General features: G+C 65.8%; 23 protein-coding genes. 9 read left to right on the top strand and 14 right to left on the bottom strand.

The features are described from left to right. Window positions 1–68 precede the first annotated feature (68 nt). Window positions 69–764 carry an outer membrane protein gene (locus C7I55_RS09500; RefSeq protein WP_106512701.1) on the top strand — a complete coding sequence of 232 codons (696 nt, stop codon included), beginning with the start codon at window positions 69–71 and terminating at the stop codon, window positions 762–764. A 56-nt stretch (window positions 765–820) separates the two neighbouring features. On the opposite strand, the gene C7I55_RS09495 is transcribed toward C7I55_RS09500, so the two are convergent. Continuing rightward, window positions 821–1123, bottom strand: coding sequence for a DUF3892 domain-containing protein (locus tag C7I55_RS09495; protein ID WP_106512700.1), 303 nt, complete (start codon window positions 1121–1123; stop codon window positions 821–823). A gap of 180 nt (window positions 1124–1303) precedes the next feature. After that, complete coding sequence (locus C7I55_RS09490) at window positions 1304–2575, bottom strand: HD-GYP domain-containing protein (protein WP_199192777.1); 1272 nt, start codon at window positions 2573–2575, stop codon at window positions 1304–1306. 400 nt (window positions 2576–2975) lie between these two features. Between C7I55_RS09490 and C7I55_RS09485 the strand changes: the two genes are divergently transcribed. Further along, entirely contained in the window at window positions 2976–3167 is a 192-nt protein-coding gene (locus C7I55_RS09485; protein ID WP_106512699.1) for a hypothetical protein, read from the top strand. A 307-nt stretch (window positions 3168–3474) separates the two neighbouring features. Here C7I55_RS09485 and C7I55_RS09480 read toward each other — a convergent pair whose 3' ends face one another. Next, window positions 3475–4974: a porin gene (locus tag C7I55_RS09480; RefSeq protein WP_106512698.1), complete on the bottom strand. Its 1500-nt coding sequence runs from the start codon at window positions 4972–4974 to the stop codon at window positions 3475–3477. 447 nt (window positions 4975–5421) lie between these two features. Further along, entirely contained in the window at window positions 5422–6024 is a 603-nt protein-coding gene (locus C7I55_RS09475; RefSeq protein ID WP_106512697.1) for an NAD(P)H-dependent oxidoreductase, read from the bottom strand. Between the two features lie 76 nt (window positions 6025–6100). Between C7I55_RS09475 and C7I55_RS09470 the strand changes: the two genes are divergently transcribed. Then, window positions 6101–6742, top strand: a complete 642-nt coding sequence (locus C7I55_RS09470) for a TetR/AcrR family transcriptional regulator (protein ID WP_199192776.1) — start codon at window positions 6101–6103, stop codon at window positions 6740–6742. Between the two features lie 171 nt (window positions 6743–6913). Beyond that, on the top strand, window positions 6914–7297 hold the full coding sequence (locus C7I55_RS09465) for a hypothetical protein (RefSeq protein WP_106512695.1): 384 nt from the start codon (window positions 6914–6916) through the stop codon (window positions 7295–7297). Window positions 7298–7312: 15 nt separating this feature from the next. Here the strand turns inward: C7I55_RS09465 and C7I55_RS09460 are convergent, their stop codons facing one another. The 4 genes from C7I55_RS09460 to C7I55_RS09445 form a co-directional block, all read right to left on the bottom strand. After that, the gene (locus C7I55_RS09460) at window positions 7313–7996 is read right to left on the bottom strand and encodes a TMEM175 family protein (RefSeq protein WP_106512694.1); all 684 of its coding nucleotides are present in this window, start codon (window positions 7994–7996) and stop codon (window positions 7313–7315) included. 171 nt (window positions 7997–8167) lie between these two features. Next, complete coding sequence (locus C7I55_RS09455; RefSeq protein WP_106512693.1) at window positions 8168–9118, bottom strand: S41 family peptidase; 951 nt, start codon at window positions 9116–9118, stop codon at window positions 8168–8170. After that, window positions 9112–9570: a MarR family transcriptional regulator gene (locus C7I55_RS09450; protein ID WP_199192775.1), complete on the bottom strand. Its 459-nt coding sequence runs from the start codon at window positions 9568–9570 to the stop codon at window positions 9112–9114. The genes C7I55_RS09455 and C7I55_RS09450 overlap by 7 nt, the downstream gene beginning before the upstream one ends. Window positions 9571–10063: 493 nt before the next feature. Next, entirely contained in the window at window positions 10064–11434 is a 1371-nt protein-coding gene (locus tag C7I55_RS09445) for a hypothetical protein (protein WP_106512691.1), read from the bottom strand. Window positions 11435–12199: 765 nt separating this feature from the next. Here C7I55_RS09445 and C7I55_RS09435 point away from each other — a divergent pair. After that, the gene (locus tag C7I55_RS09435; RefSeq protein ID WP_106512689.1) at window positions 12200–12676 is read left to right on the top strand and encodes a hypothetical protein; all 477 of its coding nucleotides are present in this window, start codon (window positions 12200–12202) and stop codon (window positions 12674–12676) included. 194 nt (window positions 12677–12870) lie between these two features. Then, a complete protein-coding gene (locus tag C7I55_RS09430; RefSeq protein WP_106512688.1) occupies window positions 12871–13890 on the top strand; it encodes a polysaccharide deacetylase family protein in 1020 nt (339 codons plus the stop codon). Between the two features lie 220 nt (window positions 13891–14110). Here C7I55_RS09430 and C7I55_RS09425 read toward each other — a convergent pair whose 3' ends face one another. Further along, the gene (locus C7I55_RS09425; RefSeq protein WP_158266359.1) at window positions 14111–14497 is read right to left on the bottom strand and encodes an SEL1-like repeat protein; all 387 of its coding nucleotides are present in this window, start codon (window positions 14495–14497) and stop codon (window positions 14111–14113) included. Window positions 14498–14768: 271 nt separating this feature from the next. Here C7I55_RS09425 and C7I55_RS09420 point away from each other — a divergent pair, with 271 nt between their 5' ends. Beyond that, a complete protein-coding gene (locus C7I55_RS09420) occupies window positions 14769–15206 on the top strand; it encodes an acetyltransferase (protein ID WP_106512686.1) in 438 nt (145 codons plus the stop codon). 198 nt (window positions 15207–15404) lie between these two features. Here C7I55_RS09420 and C7I55_RS09415 read toward each other — a convergent pair whose 3' ends face one another. Then, entirely contained in the window at window positions 15405–15827 is a 423-nt protein-coding gene (locus C7I55_RS09415) for a DUF2000 domain-containing protein (protein ID WP_106512685.1), read from the bottom strand. Continuing rightward, entirely contained in the window at window positions 15820–15969 is a 150-nt protein-coding gene (locus C7I55_RS28095; RefSeq protein WP_158266358.1) for a hypothetical protein, read from the bottom strand. Before C7I55_RS28095 ends, C7I55_RS09415 begins: the two co-directional genes overlap by 8 nt. A gap of 174 nt (window positions 15970–16143) precedes the next feature. On the opposite strand from C7I55_RS28095, the gene C7I55_RS09410 reads away from it, so the two are divergent. Further along, window positions 16144–16644: an Lrp/AsnC family transcriptional regulator gene (locus C7I55_RS09410; RefSeq protein WP_199192774.1), complete on the top strand. Its 501-nt coding sequence runs from the start codon at window positions 16144–16146 to the stop codon at window positions 16642–16644. Window positions 16645–16802: 158 nt separating this feature from the next. On the opposite strand, the gene C7I55_RS09405 is transcribed toward C7I55_RS09410, so the two are convergent. Genes C7I55_RS09405 through C7I55_RS09395 form a run of 3 tightly spaced genes read right to left on the bottom strand, consistent with a single transcriptional unit; the run spans window position 16803 to window position 18383 of the window. Further along, window positions 16803–17342: a redoxin family protein gene (locus C7I55_RS09405; RefSeq protein ID WP_199192773.1), complete on the bottom strand. Its 540-nt coding sequence runs from the start codon at window positions 17340–17342 to the stop codon at window positions 16803–16805. Next, on the bottom strand, window positions 17339–17584 hold the full coding sequence (locus C7I55_RS09400; RefSeq protein ID WP_106512684.1) for a hexameric tyrosine-coordinated heme protein: 246 nt from the start codon (window positions 17582–17584) through the stop codon (window positions 17339–17341). Before C7I55_RS09400 ends, C7I55_RS09405 begins: the two co-directional genes overlap by 4 nt. Before the next feature lie 52 nt (window positions 17585–17636). After that, window positions 17637–18383 carry a hypothetical protein gene (locus C7I55_RS09395; RefSeq protein WP_233222132.1) on the bottom strand — a complete coding sequence of 249 codons (747 nt, stop codon included), beginning with the start codon at window positions 18381–18383 and terminating at the stop codon, window positions 17637–17639. A gap of 107 nt (window positions 18384–18490) precedes the next feature. Here C7I55_RS09395 and C7I55_RS09390 point away from each other — a divergent pair, with 107 nt between their 5' ends. Then, entirely contained in the window at window positions 18491–19147 is a 657-nt protein-coding gene (locus C7I55_RS09390; RefSeq protein WP_106512683.1) for a MarR family winged helix-turn-helix transcriptional regulator, read from the top strand. Window positions 19148–19835: the final 688 nt, after the last annotated feature.

Genomic DNA, 19835 nt, shown 5'->3' with positions numbered 1-19835 from the left:
CTCCGAACTGCGCGCGCCGCCGTTCGGCACAAGCGGCCGGCGCGCCCCCGATCGAACAAGGAGTATCGATGAGAGTGATGTCGTTCGTCGCGCTTGGCGCGGCGTTTTCCGCAGCCGCGCCGGCCATGGCGGCCGATGAGGGCTTCACCGGGGCCCGCCTCGAGGGGCGGCTCGGCTGGGACAATCTGCAGACCCGGGCCGACATTCCCGATCCCATCCGCCCGGCGCAGCGGGTGAGTGCGGAGCCGCTCGACAGCGCCTTCTCCTACGGCATCGAAGGCGGCTACGATCACCCGGTCGGGGCAAGCGCGCTGGTCGGCGCCTATGCCGGGGTCGAGCAGACCGGCGCGAAGGTGTGCCGGGAGATTTCCGCCGACGACTTGGGCTGCGGCAAGGTCAAGCGCACCGTCTCGGCCGGCGTGCGCACCGGCTGGATCATCGGCCCGGGCGCGATGCTCTATGCGAAGGGCGGCTGGTCGATGGGTTCGACCCGGCTCGGCTACACCGATTTCGACGCGGCCAAGGCTGACAAGGATTACCAGCCTTATGCGCGCAAGAAGACTCGCAGCGGCTTCCATCTCGGAGCCGGCCTCGAAGTGCCGTTCGGCTTCGATCTCTACGGCAAGATCGAATATGCCTATACCGATTACGGCCGCGACAGCTTCACGGTGCCGACCGGCACCAGTGCAACGAGCGACGACGTTGCCGCCAGCATCCACATGCGGCGTCACCAGGCAGTTGCAGGCTTCGGCATTCGCTTCTGAGGACGGTGCGTGCGGAGGGGCGGCGCCTCTCCGCACGCGAACCCGTCAGGCCGCTCTCAGCCCAGCGTCCAGTAATCCGCGTCGCGGCATTGGGGCAGCGCGAGCAAGGTCTCGGGGGCCTCGTCGTCGCCTTCGGCCTTCAGATATTTGCGTCCGTCCAGCGACGCGACGACCACTCGCCGGCGCTCGGCGCCGACCATCACGAAAAATTCCCAGGCGCCGCTTTCGATATGGTCGATCGCGTCATGGACGCTGATCTTCCACTGCCGATCGGTGAATCCGCCGATATCGCTGATCTTGCGGCACGGATGGGCGCGCCGGAAGGTGTTGATGCACTTGATCTGGACCGAGACTGGCATGCGTGTTTCCTGATCGGACCGGGAGACGAATGCCGGCCCCGTGCGCCTGCGGGCGATGGGGGGCGGCGCCGAAGATCCGGACCTTGCGCGCGCGCTTCTGCCGCGTGCCGCGCCCGGCTGCAATGCTCGTGAGAATCCGAGGGTATTCGGATGCGGCTTGGAAACCAAGCGTCCAGGGGATCAGGCCGCGGCCCTGTTGCTGGGCACATAGAGGGCAGCCGCTTCGCTGGCAGCCGCGCCCCAGTGCGCCGGATCGGCCTTGGCGACGACCGCATCGCCATAGGCACCGTCCGCGAGGATGATCGCCTCGGGCGCGATCGCCGAATTGCGGGCGATGGAATAGAAAGCGAGCACGCGGGCGGTCGACGCGCGGCGCCCGGGATCGAGAACGACGCCGAGCCGGTTGGATCGTAGGCGTACGACCATCCCCACAGGAAAGACTCCGATGCTCTGCATGAACGTGAACAACAGGTCCGGATCGAACTGCCCATGCCACCCGGCCATCTCCGTGATCGCCTGCACCGGCGACCAGGCGCGCTTGTAGGCGCGGTTCGACGTCAGTGCGTCGTAGACGTCGCAAATCGCGCCCATCCGCGCGGCGAGGCTGATCTCGGCGCCGGTTAGGCCGTGCGGGTAGCCGGTGCCATCGACCTTTTCGTGATGATGCCGGCAGACGTCGAGCGCGAGTTCCGGGACGCCCGTTGCCTCGACGAGCAGGCGATAGCCTTGTTCGGGGTGGGTCTGGACGAGGGCATACTCCTCGGCGCTGAGCCGGGCCGGCTTGTTGAGGACATCGCTGGGCACGGCCGTCTTGCCGATGTCGTGGAGCAGGCCGGCCGTGCCGAGTTCGGAAGTCACGCGGTCGTTGAGGTCGAGTTGCCGCGCGAAGCTGACCATCAGCGCGCAGACCGCGACCGAGTGAAGATAGGTATATTCGTCCTTGGATTTGAGCCGCACGACCTTGAGGAAGGCGGCGCGGTTCTTCTCGATCGTTGCAGAAATGTCCTCGACCACGGCGACCACCGCCTCCGATTCGATCGCCTTGCCGAGCCGCGCACCGTCGAAGATTCCGCGGACCACCTTCTTCGAGCGGCTGACCACCGCCGCGGCTTCGGCCCGTGCCCGCTCCTCGGCGCGCGACGGGTTCGGAGGAGCGACCGGCATCGGCGGGGGCGCGGCGCGAGACGGCGCGGCGCCGACCCCAGCCGGCGCAATTCCGGCAACCTCGGCGCCGTGCGACGGCGCAGGCGTTGCCGCGCCCGCGACGTCGGAGCCTCTGGACGTGTCGATCACCAGCCCCGGAATGTCGCTGTCGAGCACCGCCGCGAGCTGTTCGGCGCTCGCGATGACGAAGCGGCTTTTCCAGAAGGGATGCCGAAACCAAGAGCCGTCGAACGACTCGATGAACATGCCCAGGCGGGCCTGATCCCGGCGGATCCGCTTCAGCGCCACGCAGCGACTCCGGGCGAAGGCGATCCCGGGCTTCGGCCAGGCGGACGATCCGGGCCCGACCGGCGGCGACCTGTCGGCATCGCGGCGGCAAGGGCGACAGGGCGCACGGAGCCCGGCCGGGAGGCGAGTCCCGTATCCGTCGGATCCTCTGCGAATCTGCCCATCTCGAACCTGATATGCCCCAAGCCCCTCCAACGGCTTAGTGGCGCTCTCTTAAGGATTCTTGAAAGGACGGAGCGCGGATCGGCCGGCAGGATGCGGGGCAGCCTAAACGTCGCGAATCCTGGCCAGCTCGTCGTTCGTGAAATAGCGGCTTGAGCAGTGATAGAGCGTGACCTCCGTGTTCTTACGGACCGCTCGGGTTACCGGCCCGTGACCATTGATGCGGCATCAGAGCGGGATGGAACGCGCATATCTTCTCGGGTCGATCGTCGCTGCCGGTGGTACCGGCTCGATGGACCTGCTCGTCGAGAATCCGTTCTGGCCGGCGCTGCTCACCGCGCTGGTCGCCATCCTGCTGATGCGCCTCGCGCTGCGTCACATCTCGCCGTTCGTCCCCGCCCCGGCCGAGACCGACCGCAAGGCCGGCTGAAGGCGCGCCCGCCTCCGGCGACCAGAATCCGCCGGCGGCATGTAACGGGACATCGCTCCCTCGGCGCTGAAGCGCATCCTGACGCGCGGACGGCGCTCCAAGCTATCCCTTTGCTGCCACCACCTCCGAGCTCTCGGCCCATGAGCGTGGGCTGATCGGCACCGCAGAGGAACGGCCGAGCTGCAGCAGATTTCCGCATACCGCATGATGCCGTGTCGCCCCCAAGGAGGACGACACGGCATCGTCTTGAACGCGATCGTGGCTGCCGCTCCTGGACGAGCGACAGCCACTTGTGCGGATACGCGGCTTAGAAGGTGACGCCGAAGCCCGCGCTGATCGTCTCGCCGCTGTCCTTGCCCGTATAGGCGCCGGCGAGATTGTTCGTGTTCCAGTGGATGAAGTTGAACTGGAGACGCATGATGCTGTCCAGGTACCAGTTCACGCCCGCGGTCGCCGCGGACCCCTCGCCACCGGTGGGCAGGCCCGAAAAGTCGATATTCTCGTATCGCGCGAGAACCTCGATCGCACCCGGGCCGCCATCGAACACCGGCCGCAGCACGCGGGGCTGGGCGAAGGTGCCGAGCCGCGGATTGTACGGGGGCAGATCGCCGGTGACGAACCAGCCGCCCGACAGGCTCCATGCCTTGGTCTCGAAGTCCGCACGGCCGGCATTCAGCCGCGCCTCGCGCCGGCCGGCCTCGCCCATTACCCAGAACGGGCCCACATAGCCGCCGGCTTCGACGCCGTAGCCGGTCGTGCCGGTGCCGCCGACCACCGGGCCGGTGGAAACGCGCAGCGCGCCGTTGAAGCGGCCGCCGATGACGGTGTTGCGGGTCAGCGTGCCGGGACCCTTGGCCAGCTTCTCGTCGAAGCCCCAGAGACCGAGATGCACGATCGAGCGATCGGTCTTGAGCGGGTTCCAGTGCGCGCGACCGAGCACGGTACGGCTGTCGCCGACCGCCTGGCTGGCGTCGACGCTGTCGCCGCTGATCGTGATCGACGCGTGTCCGGTCTTCCAGAAGATGCGGGGCATCAGCGCCATGCCGTAGAAGCCGCGCTGCGGGATGATCGAAGTCGCGACGACGTTGCGCTCCAGGAACGGCGGCGCGTCCGAGCCGCTCGAGCCTTCGAAGCTGCGATCGTTGAACATGTTGCCGAAACGCACATCGTACGAAATCCCGCCCGTGCTGTCGCGCCAGCCAACGAACATGGTGCCGACGTCGGACGTGTTGTCGGCGAAGTCGTTTTCGAACTGGTAGAAGAAGTGCGGACCGACCGCGCCTTCGATGCCGATACGCAGCGCGCGCGCGCCGGTGGTGGTGATGTTGCGGCCCTCATAGTCCGATCCGAAGGTCGAACTGACGTGGTTGATGATGCGGCCGCGCATCTTGAACATATACTTGCCGTCCGCGGAGCGGAACGTCGGCAGGCCGCCGCGCCATTCCGCGGTGACGTTGGAAACGTTCATCGCGGCACGCGCCTGGGCGACATCCTGGTCGGCAGGTCCCGGCGGCACGATCTGCGGCGCGAAGGAATCCTGCACATTCTCCTCGTTGGCGAGAGCCATGCGCTGGCCGGTGGCGACCGGCTGGGTGGGCTGCACCAGCTGAGGCGCGGCGCCGCCGGCCTGTGCCGTGCCGGCGCCCTCGATCTTGTCGAGACGCGCGCGCAGCGCGGCAATCTCCGCCGCCTGCGCCCGGAGCAGCGAGACGAGTTCCTGCTGGTCGGCCGAATTGCTCTGCGCGAACGCAGGCGTCGCGTAGACAAGTGCAGCCACCGCCGCACTCGAAAGAAGTGTGCTCTTCATGGGGTTTCCTGGTTTAGATCTGATGTCTAGCTGGATCAGGTATGATCGATTGCTAATATAGCCGGGCCGACGCGGGAGCGGACGATTTGGCCCAAGTTGTTTGCTGCAGCGCACAGTGGGCACCGCGTTCTCTCTTCCGCGATTGGCCCTGGAGGCGCTCCGACAATCAGTTCGAAACAGATACCTAGGTGCGGCTCGGCGGGCGCCGATACGTACGATTACGTAGGCAGGCGCAAATGCTCGCGAGAGACGGTTTGGCGAGGCGGCGAGGTTGCCGGCTTGTGGACAGGCAGGATCGCGGTCGCCTGCAATCGGCCACGGGATTGGCGCGGGTTCGTGCCCCTCGGGCCTCCCGCGTCCCGCTCCCTTTCCGCAGCGATCCGAGCCGCCGGCAAGCTGTCGCTTGCGCGCTGCAGTTGCGCCTTGCGCCGGCGCGCGTTCAGACCGTTACGCGGCTATTTCGACGCGTTCGTCCCGGAACATGTCGGCCCCGATCGTGCGCGCCGTGGCAAGATGCTCCGACCAGTCTCCGCTCTCCGGAGGCAGAAAAAGCTCCGATCGCACGACGCTGGCGCCGCAATAGTCGAAGATGCCGTGCTCGATCTGGGTGCGCATCGCCCATTGATAGCCGCGCCGCGCATAGGTTCCGAGATCCGCTCCGCCGATGCCGACGAGATGAACCATCAGCCTAGCCAGCTTCTTCTCGATGCCGGCATCGGTCTCCTGATAGGCCCAGCCATTGACGAACACCCGGTCGATCCAGCCTTTGAGCAGGCCGGGGAACGACCACCAGTAGATTGGGTAGACGAGCACAAGCGAGTCCGAGCGATCGATCCTCGCCTGCTCGGCTGCGACATCGTCGGGGATGGCGTCCCCTTTCACATAAGCGGCCTGATCGGCGGCGGAATAGCGCGGGTCGAACCCCTCTGCGGCCAGATCCGCGATCTCGGCGGAATGCCCGCTTTCCTCGATGCCGGATCGCACCGTCGCCGCGACATGGTGGGTGAGCGATTGCGGATTGGGATGAGCGACGACGATGAGCGCGTGCACGTTGGCCTCCACGACTTGCCGAGCCGAACCTCCGGCCCTAGACTTACCAACAGTAACCTACCATTGGTATATAGAGTTGACAAGAGACACCGCCCCCCCCGGTCCGCCTGCCTCGCCGAACCCGCGCCAGCGGCTCACGCGGTCGGACCGCGCCGTTCAGCTGCTCTCGGTGGCCTGGGAGATCGTTCGTACCGAGGGGACGGGTGCGCTTACCCTGGGCTATCTGGCGGCACGCGCCGGGGTCACCAAGCCGGTCGTCTACGACCATTTCGGGGATCGAAACGGGCTGCTGGCGGCCCTCTATCTGGGCTTCGACCAGCGTCAGAACGAGAAGATCGATCGCGCGATCGCGGCAAGCGCACCGACCGCCGAGGCGCGGGCGGAGGTCCTTGCCAGAGCCTATGTGGACTGCGTCCTGACCGAGGGCCGCGAGATCGGAGACCTGGTCGCGGCGCTTTCCGGCACACCCGAGCTTCAGACGATCCGGCGCGACCGCGCTGCTCCGTTCATGGAAAAATTCCGCGCCGCGCTGGCGCCGGCATCGCCGTCCGGCGACGTCGGCGTGGCGGGCCTGCATGCCTTTCTCGGTGCGGCGGAGGCGCTGTCGCAGGCCGCCGCGGGTGACGAAATCAGTCCGGAGCAGGCCAAGCACGAGCTGCGGGATCTGATCCTGGACATGCTCGCACGCCAGGTGCAGGGGCGTGCGACGGTCCGGTAACGCGACGCCGACTGACTTTCTCGACATGCGCCGGATCGGCATCGCGACCGCATTCGCCCGCCGAAGAACACCGACGCGCCGCAGCACCTCTGCACGCCGTCCGTCCGCTTGCGCGAACGACATACGTGGGTGTATTAGGTAAGCAATGCACCGCTTGCCGAAAGGACGAACATGGCCGATTGCGTGAAATGCCGGGGCCAGATGTCGGAAGGCTTCCTGTACCTTCCCGATACCGGAGGCCGCGTGAAGTGGATGGACGGCGAACCGGGCTTCTGGAAGTCCGTGATGGGCTTCGGCGCCAAGCCTGCCGAACTGAGCGCGCGCCGCTGCGTCCAGTGCGGCTACGCCGAGTTCTTCGTCGACACCCAGGCCCGGCCGGTCAAGACCGTCAAGTCGATCGACGAAGAGAATGAGCGTTTGCGCAATCTCGTGACCAGGCTCCAGGAGCGCGTCGCGACCCTGGAAGTCATCGCAACCGATCCGGCAGAGCGCACCGCCCGGGAGATCGAGGCGCTGCGGGAACCATCGCCTTTGCCGATCGAGACCAAGGAGTAGCGGCGAAACCGGCGGTCAGGTGTCGCCCTCGATCGCCGGCGCCTCCTCGATATAGCGCGGGGTCTCGGGCGCACGCAGGTTCGCGAGCGTCACCACCGCGGCGAGCGCGAGCCCGGCTTCCCACCGCAGGAATGCGATCGCCGCGGCGAGAAGCAGCAGGCCGGTGGTCACTTCATATTTGCGAGTCAGGCGACGGACATAATTCGCATCCAGGCGATCATCGACGTCGTTCGTCTTGCACCCGGTTTTCCACTTGAGCAGCCACGTGGCCGAAAGCGCCGCGAGTGCGCAGACATAGAAAATCGCGCCGGTTTCGCGGGTCTGCGGATCGCTCAGCCGCTCGGCGAACGCGCGCGTCGGAAAGGCGATGAAGGCGATCAGCGAGAGGAAGAGCAAGGTCGCGAGCAGGAAATGGTGGCCCGTCGTCCGATAGATCGCCCCGGAAAAATGGTGGTGGGCCCAGTAGATGCCGATCACCAGCACCGAGAGAATGTAGGCGAGGTACGAGGGCCAGAGATCGAGCAAAGCGGCGCCGAATCCCGGGCCGGCTTCCGGAAGCTTGATTTCCAGAAGCGGCAGGGTGAAGGCGATCGCGAACACGGCGTCCGCGAAGATCTCCATCCGCTGGGTTCCGCGCACGGCCCCCTCGCCCGGATGCTCGTCGAGCCGCGGCGTCGCATTGCGGTTTGCCTTCGTCATCTATCCACTTTCTGCCCTGCCGGTGCGGACACGATAGTCGAACCCTGCCGAGAAGGCGAACGCGACCGATGCGAGGCGGCAGCCGAACCAAGAGCGCGCACGTGCACCATAGCCGGGCGGTGGACCGGGCCCACCCTAGCCGGAAGCGGCAGCCAACTCGGGGCGCAAAGCTCACATCCGCGCCTGGGCGAGCGACAGGGCCGTCTCCAGAGCCTGGTCAGGGTGAACTTCGACGTCGGGCTTGATCCCGGTGCCTTCCCAATCGGTGCCGGTGATCGGGTTCACGGAACGCCCCTCGGGCAAGGAGAGCATGTAGCCGTGACCGGCCGACCGATATTCGAACGGGTGCGCGCCTCCCCCGGTGCGCTCGCCAACCACGATAACGCGCTTCATCGCCTGCAGGTCGTAGGCAAAGGCCTCGGCCGCCGAGAAGGTCCGCTGCGAGACCAGGATATAGACGGGTTTGGAGCCGCCGAAGCGTCGTCCTTCGACCCTGGCCGGCGTGAAATATCGCGTTGTCCGGCCGGAAGGACGATCATATTTGCCGCTCATCTCGCGGACGTCGTCGAGCAGATAGGCGGCGAGCAGGCGCGTCATGTCGTCCATGCCACCGCCATTCCGGCGCAGGTCGATGATCAACGCAGGCGATTGTGCGAGCAGCGTCATCGCCGCTGCCGCGAGATCGCCGCCCATCTCGACGGGGGCGAATACGCGAAGGTCGAGATAGCCGATGCCTCCTTTCAGCCGCTCCACCCGCTCGAAGCCATGGTTGACGTGCGCACCATACCAGCGCTCCATCTCGGCCCGGTCTTCGCCGCCGTCCGGGGCGGCGCCTCGCCGCTCCAGCGCGAAATGCCCATCGCCGCTGATCATGCGGAGCCGCGCGGTGACCCTGGCCGCGAAATCTTCCGGGGTGGCGGCGTCGGCGAAGCGGTCGCTTTGGGCATCCGCGCGGAGGGTGGTCGCGATGCGCTCGGCCCGGTCGGCTTGAACGTAGCGCGCGCGAACGAGATCGGCGACGCTGTCCAGGACGGCCCTGCGTTCGCTTGCCTCCGGGCGTGGAGCGGCTTGAAGGGCCGGTACCGCAATCATCGTCAGCGCGGCCAGTACGAGCCTCAACATGCGTCACCCGTCTGCTTCTTCGCCAACCGTTCCCCGAACGGCGTCGCTTCCAATGCGGCGATGGCCTCGGCGACGATGCCCGACAATGGGTATGCCAGTTCGCCGTCAAGATCCGCAGCTGCGGCGTTCGTCGCTGCCCAGATCCGCTCGAGAACCGGCACCATCCCGATCAGCCTGGGCGCGGCCGTCACGATGCGCTCGCGCTCGTCCCGCCCGGCGGCGCACGTCACGAGGCCCGCCTTCGCCATCGCCGCGACCGTCTGGCTGACGGCTGAGTGGGTCAGCCCCGAATGAACGGCAATCGCGCGGATGGATTGCGGCCCCAGGCCGACGAGTGCGCGGACCACGGGCGTGAACCGCGGGCGATAGTCCAGGCCCGCAGCCTCGTAGGCGCGCTGGACGTCACCATCGAGCAGTCCGAGAAGGTGACGGAGGGAGGTTCCGAGGGTCATGGATTGCAACATGGAGCCAATATAACAGCACTGTTATAATCTGCAATCGACGTTGCGTCTGCGGGAGGATCCCTGCGCCGGGCGAACGTTGGACCCTGGTCGGGCGAGGAACGATAGATGATGGAATTGTGGAACGGAGCCCACTGCCAAAGACACCTCAGCCGCCACCGCGGCGGTCACTTCTTTGCGCGGGCGCGGAGATGAGGTTCGGAGGCCCGGCGAGTGTGCGGCCTGACATCAGCCGACGGCTCACGCCAGACCGGGCGAAGCGGCGCTCCGGTCCGTTCGACAACCTGCGAGCTAGGGTACGGACTCGCCGCTTGGCCGGCTTCGCGTCCTCTTCTGGCCTACCACGGGTTTGCGCAGGTCGATGCACCGCCGGTTGGTTCATGCGCTTTAGGCCGCAGATGTCTCGTTCCTGAGGGCAGTCTGATGACGGACTCGGGCGTGGTACTTCCGGATTATCCGGGCCCTCGCTATCGTGCCGGATTGCTCAAGGGGTCTTCGTTGGCCTTGCCTCGATGCCGCCCGCGCCTGCACGCCGGCAGAACCGGTCCACCGGAGCCCGCGCCAGCGCTGCCATTGTCCGATTGTAGCGTCGCACATAATTCTCGCCCGCACGTTCGCATGCCGGTTCGCTCGGTGCGCGAGCGAAGAAGGTGTACCCGCGTTGGGTATCCTGGAACCACTTGCCGGTTGCCTTGTACGAGCCGCCCACCGGCTCTTTGCACGCCTCGTTATAGGATGTGATCGTCTCCCCATGATGGGGAGTGTATGTGAGGCCGATCGGTGTGGGGTCGTTGCGCGATACGTCGGCTTGGGCATCGGCCTCCGGCTCACGCCTGGCAATAGCGGCAATGCACCGAAGCGCCTCGTTTTCCTGGCGGCGGAGGCGAAGCGCCTGTTCTTCTCGCCGCGCGCGCGCGCGCTCCCAGTCTCGATGATGTTTTGTGAAGAGGAGCAACCCGGCCCCAGCGATGCTCGCGGATATGACGATCAGCGCGATTCGGGAGAAGCTCGGAACACCATTTTCGCCGTCCGGGCGGCGCCCGCTGGCCCAACCAAGGCCCACCAGCACGATCCACGTCAGGGTCGCGGCCTGCGCATAAAGCTCGTCGACCGGGTTTTCCGGCAACACCAAGATGCCGATTGCCGGCGCCAGCGCCAGCGCCAGCACCGCCCTCGCAACGACAGGCCGGAGCGACCGTGCTCGCTTTGCCGTCGCACCGGCTGCAAGGGCCACAAGAGCCGTCGCAATCAGCACCGTCAACGGCGTCTGCCAACCAGCCTCGAGAGCCTTGAGAATGATCGGAGCGTCAGGGCATTGGATATCCGAGCCCCGGCAGGACCCATCTGCCATGAGCAAGAAAGTGCTTCGCCGCGTGGGGTCCACCGGCATCGGCACATCCGCCGGAACGATGAACAAGGCGATCGACTCTCTCGGGAGTGGCGTAGGACGCGAGAGCACATAAGCGAACCTTGATTCCAGGCGCGTGCGCTGCAGAATGCCGACGGGGCTCGCCCTCGTTGCCGCCGCGCTCCACGCGTCCAGCTCCTCGGGTCTGGCAATGCGAATTGCGCCGGTGCGGAGCAGCACCTGAAGGCCTTCGTGCTCTGGCGGTAGCGGGTCGCGCGAGATCTGCCGGGTGGAGCGGAGCATCGTGGGGACAATACGGTCCAGATTGACTTGGCCCGGAGTGCCGCCGTCTGCGTGGAGGCCAGTGGGGTTCCCGCCACCCCTGAAGACCTCGATGCCGCGCCCGAGCGCGCGGGTGACCCCGGCAGCGAGCAGCTCGCGTGCGTAGCCGGGCTCGTAGGTCGAGCCAGGGACGCCGCAAGCATGCTCCTTCTGCCGTACGATCATCCGCCCCGGAACGGGGGCGCTCGACGAAGCGCACCTCGACGTCGGGGGAAAGATGCGCAAGGGCTTGGGGGGCGCCATAGGTGATGACAGCGCGCAGCCGATGCCGGGGGACATGCGCGAAATCCCAGATGGTCGGGTCCAGGCTCGACAGGATCAGGATGAGGGGCGGACCGGTGACATCGGCGAACACGCCCGTCAGGCCCACCACCGAGTCTTCGCCAGCCATCGCGAACTGCGTGGGAATGCCGCCGTCATGGACACCCAAAGCAACGATACGAGCGCCGTTCATAGTGCTCCGCGAAAGACAGCGTCCGGGGGCGGTCAGCCCGGCGACGCCATCGCCAGGTTGTTGCTCGGCACTGGCGGTAACGTCGAGCTTGGAGCCGGCACTCAAGTGCGGGGCCGGCTGCGCCATTGTAGCCGAAGCGGTTCCGGCGAAGGCGGCTATGACAGCGGCCCAGCGACTCGACGAGACGAGTGCAGCGGTGAACCGATATCGCATGCGCTTGCCTCCCTGGTGGACCGTTATGGACGCATGAAGCCTCTCATTGCGTTAACTTGCGGGCCTCTCGTAGAGCCTCCCTTCCTGGCGCAGTTAAGGCGGCGGTCGAAGATCCTCCCGATGTTTCCGAGCGCCTCCCTCCAGTTCCACTGGGATGCACCTTCCCCTGTTGTCAGGATCCCAACGGAATGAAGTCGCTCCAGCCTTGCTCATGATCATGGTAGCCCCACGGACATCGGCTGGGCAGCACAAGGAAGGTTAGAATGATCGCGATCATCATGACTGGCGCGCTGCTTCAAGCTGAACCATTGCCTCCCGAGACTTGGAAAGAGCGCAACCTGCCGGACACGCCTGTATTTCCACCTTGCCCGCTCAGCGAGGACATTGTCGTCCATTCGCTCATGCAAGTACCGGTCGAGGTGTCCACCGAGCTGAATCGGTTCTTCAAGGACTCGACACCGATGTCCGACGCAGGCGGTCCGTTCAACAGCATCGACGTGGTCGACGGCCGTGTTCCAAGCCGGCGTTTTCTCCGCGCCTATCAAGCCGGGCGATACTGGGTAATCTGGTACGAACTCGGCGGCTTCGCCAGCGGCCTTAGAACAATAGCATTGAGGCGGGATGAATTGCGGCGGAACGGCGCATCCACATACCAGATCGCACCCGGAACGGCGTTCGCGGCCAACTTGTGCATCGCCACCAGGGCGATCCTCTCCGGGGTTCGAAGCGCAGCCCCATGACGGCTGGGCGACAGCCCTGTCGCTCCCCCCACCGACTTTCGAGCCGTCGACAAGCGAGCACGATCTCGCCGATCAGCTCGCAGGGTTCGGCAGCGGTCGCGCGCGAGCAACACGTGACCGCATTTTGGTGATCGAGAGCTACACGAAGGGCTCCCCGGCGGTCAGCATGCAAGGCACCTGGGGAGGGGTTGAATATGGATGTCTGGAAGTTGGTCGCCGGCATGTGCGCCGCGCTGCAGGCGACACCGGCATCGGCCCAGTCACCGCCTGAGCAGACACCTGCCCCACCCTCCGTGTCCGCTCGGACGTCCGTCCGGTCCGTTGCTCTGACCTATGACGACCTGCCCTTCGTCTCTTCAAGCAACGAAGAACCGCGCGTCGCTGGCAAGAAAGCTCTGCATGCGAGCAGACAAATCCAGCGATCGTTGCTGAGTAGGCACGCCCCTGCGACCGGCTTCGTCAACGAGATCAAGCTTCGCGATTTCGGAGAGCATGGACTTACCATCCTCCGAGACTGGAACCGGGGTGAATTCGAGTTGGCGAACCACAGCTTTTCCCACGCCGACAGCAACAATCTTTCTCTCGGCGAGATCGAACAGGAAGTCGTGCAAGGTCAGCGGGCCAGCAAGGCGCTCGCACAGGCCGAAGGCCGGTCACTTCGCTTCTTCCGTTTCCCTTACAACCATGTCGGCGATACCGAGGAGAAGCGGGTCGCCATCGAGCAGCTCCTGGCGGGCCATGGCTACCGGATGGCCGCCTCGACGATCGACACCTCGGACTTTCTCTTCAACAAGGCTTACGAGCGTGCCTGTGCAGAGAAGGATCGGCCGATGCGCCGGCGGATCGAGCAAGCCTATCTCGATCACACGAGGCAGCAAATCCAATATTACAGCGCGCTCAACGAAAGAATTTCGGGCTATCGTCCTCCGGACATCATCGTGCTGCACCTGAACAGCCTCAACGCGGCCGTGAACGATCGCATTCTCGAAATCTTCGAAGAGCTGGAGTACCGGTTCGTCTCGCTTGCGGAGGCGCAGTCGGATCCGGCCTATCAGCGCTCTCCGGCCGTCGCGACGCGGTTCGGACCCATGTGGGCCTACCGATGGGCCCGAGAGCGTGGGATCAAAGTGGATGGAAGCCTCGAGAAGGAGCCACCCGACTGGGTGTCAGCCTACGCGGCGCTCGATCTTCGTGCTTCGACGCCGAGGCAGTAGCTCCGCAGGTTCAGCCTCACAAACGAGCGGAAAGTGCCCGCTGAACGCAGTTTTTCCATACTCCCATGTGTTCCGGGCTGCGATCGCCTGACCCGACCACCAAAGTCGGCTTCGGCGCGGCGGTCTGCGGGGGCGGCGGCATACGCCAAGTCTAGCCGATAATCCGTTTGGCTGCGGCGGGCCGAGCCCTCGCTGTCACGTGCTCCGACCACCGGCGAGATCAATCTCGATCAGGTTCCAGCCGGCGATGGCTTCGCATCACCTCGTGGGGGAAACGGGTCTTGAAGCTGCGCAACTCCTCGCGAGCGTCAGGATCGAGTTTGGCAGCGCGCGCCAGGGCTGCTCTGTACCGGCCCATGTCGCCGCCGTTCAGATAGGTGATCGCCAGATTGTACGCGGACGCCGCGTGGCCTCGACGTGCGGCGCTTCTGAGCAGGCGGATGGCTACTGCCTTGGGCACGTAGTCGCTGAGCACGTTCAAGGCCGGCGCGAAGCCTCTGCGCGCGAGCTTGCGGATAATCGCCAGAGCATGGCCGCTCGCCCGACCCTCAAGGATTTCGAGCGCGCGCGCGTAAGCAGTCCACATCCAGGGCTGGTCAGGGTTCATGGTCTGACCTTGCGTATACGGCGAGGAGTGTTCGGGAAAGGCTGCTTTGCACCCTGGTCGTGCTTCGGCCGCGATGTTGTCGAATATCGGCTTTCGCGCAGCGCTTCGACCCGTAAGCTCTCTCTGCTTCCGATCCGTTCCGACGGCAGCGGCTCTGTCCCGACCGCTCACCGCCTCGCGATCTCAGACCCTTTGAAGTCTGGAGACCTTGACCCATCGCGGGGAGCGCGCTCGATTGCGAGCAGCCGCGAGCAGGTGATAGTGGCCGCCCATGATCGCGATCAGAAAATCCCGGCCGAGCGACGGGGAGCGTATCCTTGAGATTTGGCGCAACGCCGTCGATTCCACGCACGACTTCCTCACGCCGGAAGATCGCGCCGCCCTCGACGCATTGGTGTCAGGCTTCCTGCCGTCGGCCTCGTCATGGCTTGCCGTGGACGGCAGCGATCACCCCATCGGCTTCATGCTGATGGACACCGGCCACATGGATGCCCTCTTCGTCGATCCTGCCGTGCATGGGACCGGCGTCGGTGCGGCGCTCGTTCGGCATGGCCTTGCTCTCCATCCCGGCATGACGACGGATGTGAACGAGCAGAACGGACGAGCCATCATCTTCTACGAGCGCATGGGCTTTCGCCGCATCGGCCGCTCGGCACGCGACGGCCAGGGCAGGCCTTATCCCCTCGTCCACCTGGCGCATGGTCGATAGCGAACCTCCGCGCACGACCCTGTCAGAACGGAGCGGCCGAAACCACTTACCGTCTCTCCACGTCCAGACTGGTAGTGCTTCTTACCCCGGAATGGTGCCTGCTTACCGACCGGCTGCACCCGTCAGCCCGTCCGGGCCGGCGGCTAACGTCGGCTTTCACCGGGCGGTCCGACGTTGCACCGCCACGTGGTCGAACCATTACCTCAGAAGCCCGCAGGAGCCCGTAAGCGATCGGACCCACTTGCCGGGCCCGGCGAGCCCGATGCCGTCGATCCGCGCCTCGCTCAGCCGGTGTGTCGCGAACCCGTCCCGGAACGCGGCAAAGTCATGGATCGCGCGGGCATAGTGCGGAAAAGGAACGAGGACGGCGCCGTCCGGTACCGGACACGCCTTGGTCAGCAAGCCGGCGAGCGCCGCCGCGTCGGCCTGGAGCACCGGCACCGGCCGGCTGGCGCTGCTCATCACCACGCGGCCATCGGCATCGACGAGGCGATCGCCGCCGAGCCATGGCGCCGCCGCTCCCAGGCCGATGCCGATCACCGCCACGGTGTTGGCGATGAGGCCGGGCGGAAGCGACGGATCGACCACGATCGCGATACGGCGGCCATCGAGCTCAGTCATGGCAGGCGTCCGCGGGACAGCGAACCAATTCCAGATCGTCGATCGAGAAGGCGATGTCGAAGCGCGCCGCGCGGCCGACTGCGACGGGCGCAAAGTCGCCGAGTTCGTCGACGGGGCCGGGTGCGGAGAAGCCGGTCAGCATGGAAATGTCCTTCCTTTCGGCTAGCCCGTTTCCTCTTCGCCACCACAGCGGTTCGCACCTGGACAAGCTTCACCGGTGTAGCCCAACAGGGCTGGAAGGTGCTGCCCAAGTCCTCGACGGAGCAGCCTCATAGCGGTAGAGTTTGCCCGTAAACCGGACAGATCGAGGTAGAACATGCCCAACGTGAAGCTGGACGCAGGAGACATTCGCATCCTGCGCGCCCTTCAGGCGGACGGCCGCCTTACCAATCAGGAGCTTGCGGAGCGCGTCGGGATGTCGACCTCCCCGGCATGGCGGAGAGTCCGCCGCCTCGAGCAGGAAGGGGTGATCCGAGGCTATCAGGCCGTGCTCGACCGCCGCACGCTGGGCCTCGGCGTCCTCGCCTTCGTTCGCGTGCGGATCGACAGCCACTCAGAAAGCGAGGCGCGCCGTTTCGAGGAGGAGGTGCTTGGGCTCTGCGAGGTGATTGCCTGTCACTCCATCGCCGGCGAGGCCGATTTCCTGTTGCAGGTGGTGGCCGCCAATCTCGATGCCTATGCCGAATTTTCGATGAACGTGATCCGACGGCTGACCGGCATCAAGGAGATGCACACGATGTTCGCGCTGAAGGAGATCAAATCCTTGAGCGGATTGCCGGTTGCGGAGCAAGGCGTCGCTGCGCCTGCTGCTGGTTGAGGCGCGCTACGTCGAGGCCGGCATCCCGACAGGTCTTGAGCGTGCAGGATAGTTCACCAACAACCTGCTGTTCCCTCTTCGCTCGGCTGCCCATGCGACGAACGCCGGCCTGCGCGTGACGGCATGACGGCTCCGCAGCTTCGATGCTCTCCGCCCCGTCACATGAGGGCGCAACCCGTCGTTGAACAGACCGCCCCCGCCCCCGCGTTCTGGTCCGGCAATCCCGGGCCCGCCCGCACAAGCGCCATGACCTCGGCGCCGAGCTGAAGGTCGGGCAGGTGGCCGAACGTCTGGCGGTGCAGCCGCCCTTTCCGATCGATCAGGATCGTCGTCGGGGTCCCCTGCATCCCGTAAGCCCGCATGGTCAGCGGCGTCGGATCGCCGCCGCCTGGCCGATCGATGCCAACCGGGAATTCTACGCGATATTCGTGCAGGAAGGCGCGAAGTGCGATCGCACCCATCGCCTCGTGGTGCTCGAAGACGGAGTGGAGCCCGATCACCGCGACGTCGCCGGGCGGGAAAAGGGCATGGACCCGCTTGAGCTGCGGGATGCTGTGCTCGACGCAGCCGGGGCAGAGCATCTGGAACGCGCCGAGGACGATCACCCGGCCGCGCAGCGCGGCGAGGTCCAGCGGCCGATCGGTGTTGAACCATTGCGCCACGTCCCACGGCGGTGCGGCCGGGATGACGCCGGTCACGTCACCGCTCCGGAAGCGCGCCAATAATCGTTGGCAGCCGCGATCGTCTGAAAGTGGGTGGCCGTCACCTGGCTGGCCGCAATCAGTTGCTCGCTGTCCTGCTCGTACGCCGCACGCAGCCGCGTGCGGATCTCGGCGGAGGGCTGGGCCAGCTTGACGGCCAGGCGGGCGAGCCTGACCGCCAGGTCGAAACCGGCCGCCGGAGTGGGTGTGATCAATGTGAAGGGGTCGGAGCCGCTCATGGTGTGCCTCGTGTCCAGAAGGTTGATAGTCCGTTTGACCGACAGACGGCCCCTACTTCATCACCCGTCCGGGCAGGCTGAGGTCACGGCTGGCGACGTCGAAGACGTTGGCGACGCAGGCCAGCGGCGCGTGGACCGAGGCGTTGATGCGGAGGCCTGCGGTGACTCCGTCGAATTTGATCCCTTTGGTGTCGCCGAGCGCCGCCGCAGGCACGCGCACCGTCACGATCGTGCCGGCGAGATCGGGCTTGTAGTCCGGGCTGTCGATCAGGATGGGGAGGCCCGGCCAGGTGCTGGGAAGCTTCGGCTTGGCGCCCTCCTCGATGTCGCGGATCTTGAGCGCACCCTTCCCGCAACTTTCGTCAGGTACCAGCACGACCCAGTGACTGTGCCAAAGGTCGCCATCGTTGGTCTTATCGCCGTCGCCATTCTCGTCGTAGAGCGGCGTATCGTCGAAATCGGGGTGGGACGTGACCGCGAACGCGAGGATTCCTTGGTCCTGCTCGAAGCCGATCGCACCCGAATTGAGGCTGGTCGGCCAAACGTAGGAATAGACGCTCGAGCCGGCGAGCTTGCCGGATGGAGCCGGCCGGCTTGCGCCCGCCTTGCCGCTCACTGCCATGCTGAACACGAGGTCGTCGCCGGTGCGAACGATCTCGGTGTGCACGATGTCGAAGTCGGGGCGATCGGCGTTACCCTTGGCGCCCTTGATGTCATGGGCGGACGCGCTGGTCGCCAGAGCGACGCTCATGATCACGCCGGTCAGCACCATGCGTCGAAGATTTTGAAGTCGGATCATCGTCATCTCCCTGCTCGTCGAGCCGCCTCATGCGTCGACAGGATCGTTAGGAGTGCTAATACTCAGCGCATGGGCTACGTGCAAGTGAATAGTTAGGAGTCCGAACAATGACCGCGATCTTCGATTCGATCAGCGAGCCCCTGTCTCGCCGGGTAACCGCGGGGCTGGCGAAAATAGGGCTGGTGCTGCGCAGCCGTGCCTGGAAAGGCGCGGGATTGGCGGGCGTGACGCCCACGCAGGGGCAAGCCCTCGCCTTGCTCCGGGAGGCACCACAGGGCATGAAATTGGCGGCGCTCGCGCACCTGCTTGGCGTATCGGCGCCGACCGCCAGCGAAACGGTCAGCGCCCTCGTCGCCAAGCAGCTCGCCGAAAAGACGCCGGGGTCCGACCGGCGATCGCTGACGCTGAAACTGACCCAACAAGGCGAAACTATCGCGCTGCGCACTGCGGACTGGCCGGATTTCCTCGGCACCGCGGTGGAAACTCTGGATCCCTCGGAACAGGCTGCCTTCCTGCGCGCCCTGGTCAAGATCATTCGGGCGCTGCAGGAAAATGGCGACATTCCGGTGCAGCGCATGTGCGTCACCTGCCGCCACTTCCGCCCCTACGCACATCCCGGCTCGCCGACGCCGCACCATTGCGCCTTCGTCGACGCGCCATTTGCCGATCGCCACCTGCGCCTGAACTGCCCGGAGCAGGAACCAGCGCCGGCCGAACAGCGCGACGCCGCCTGGACCCGCTTCGCTGCGCCGGCCGGCGCTTAGAGCATGGGCCAGCAGAACAACGCAGGTCTGAGGTGGCCCATCGCGAAAGGGCAGCGGACGCGGCTGCGATGGGTAAGGCGGCCGCGTGTTTCAGATCGTTGTTCGGGGCCATGCGGTTCCCACCTCTCGCGAGGCGGTTTCCCCTTCCGGGGCGAAGGAGGATCCCGATGACGCTGCTTGGAGCGGTATGCGCCCGAGTGAATCGGAAAGCCCGCTCTCTATACCCGTGGATTGCCGCCCCGTTCGACGCTAGTGGTTCCCGAGCCCGATCTGCTTCAAATTGTTGGCGCATTTCGTTCGCGCGGCCCGCTCGCGGCTCTGCCGCGGCTTTCCGGCCCCGCGACTCCGGATCTCGGGCTTGGAAGCTCCACCGGATGCGCCATCGCTGATGGCCCTGCGTTCGCCAGAACGGGCCGATTGACCATCCGCGGGTTTGCCTCGGTCCTCCGCAAAGGCCGGCGTGGTGATGGCGAGAGCCGAGACGGCTGCGGCGATGATCATGATCTTTGACATTGAGCAATCCTGTATCCGGTTCGTCCGGCGTCGCTGCCGGCTTGATGGAACTCGAATACGCCAAGGAGATGGTCGCGAGCAGTTGCAGCGGGGTGCCGCAAACGTCGCCACTAGCGTGCAACGGTTGCATTTTCCCGTTGATCCATGCGGATTCCGTGTGGCCGGCGAGGCTCCG

This window comes from Allosphingosinicella deserti (assembly GCF_003012735.1).
GTDB classification, from domain to species: Bacteria; Pseudomonadota; Alphaproteobacteria; order Sphingomonadales; family Sphingomonadaceae; genus Allosphingosinicella; species Allosphingosinicella deserti.
Note: the sequence above shows the minus strand (reverse complement) of the source record. Positions and strands in the feature narration are given on the sequence as shown.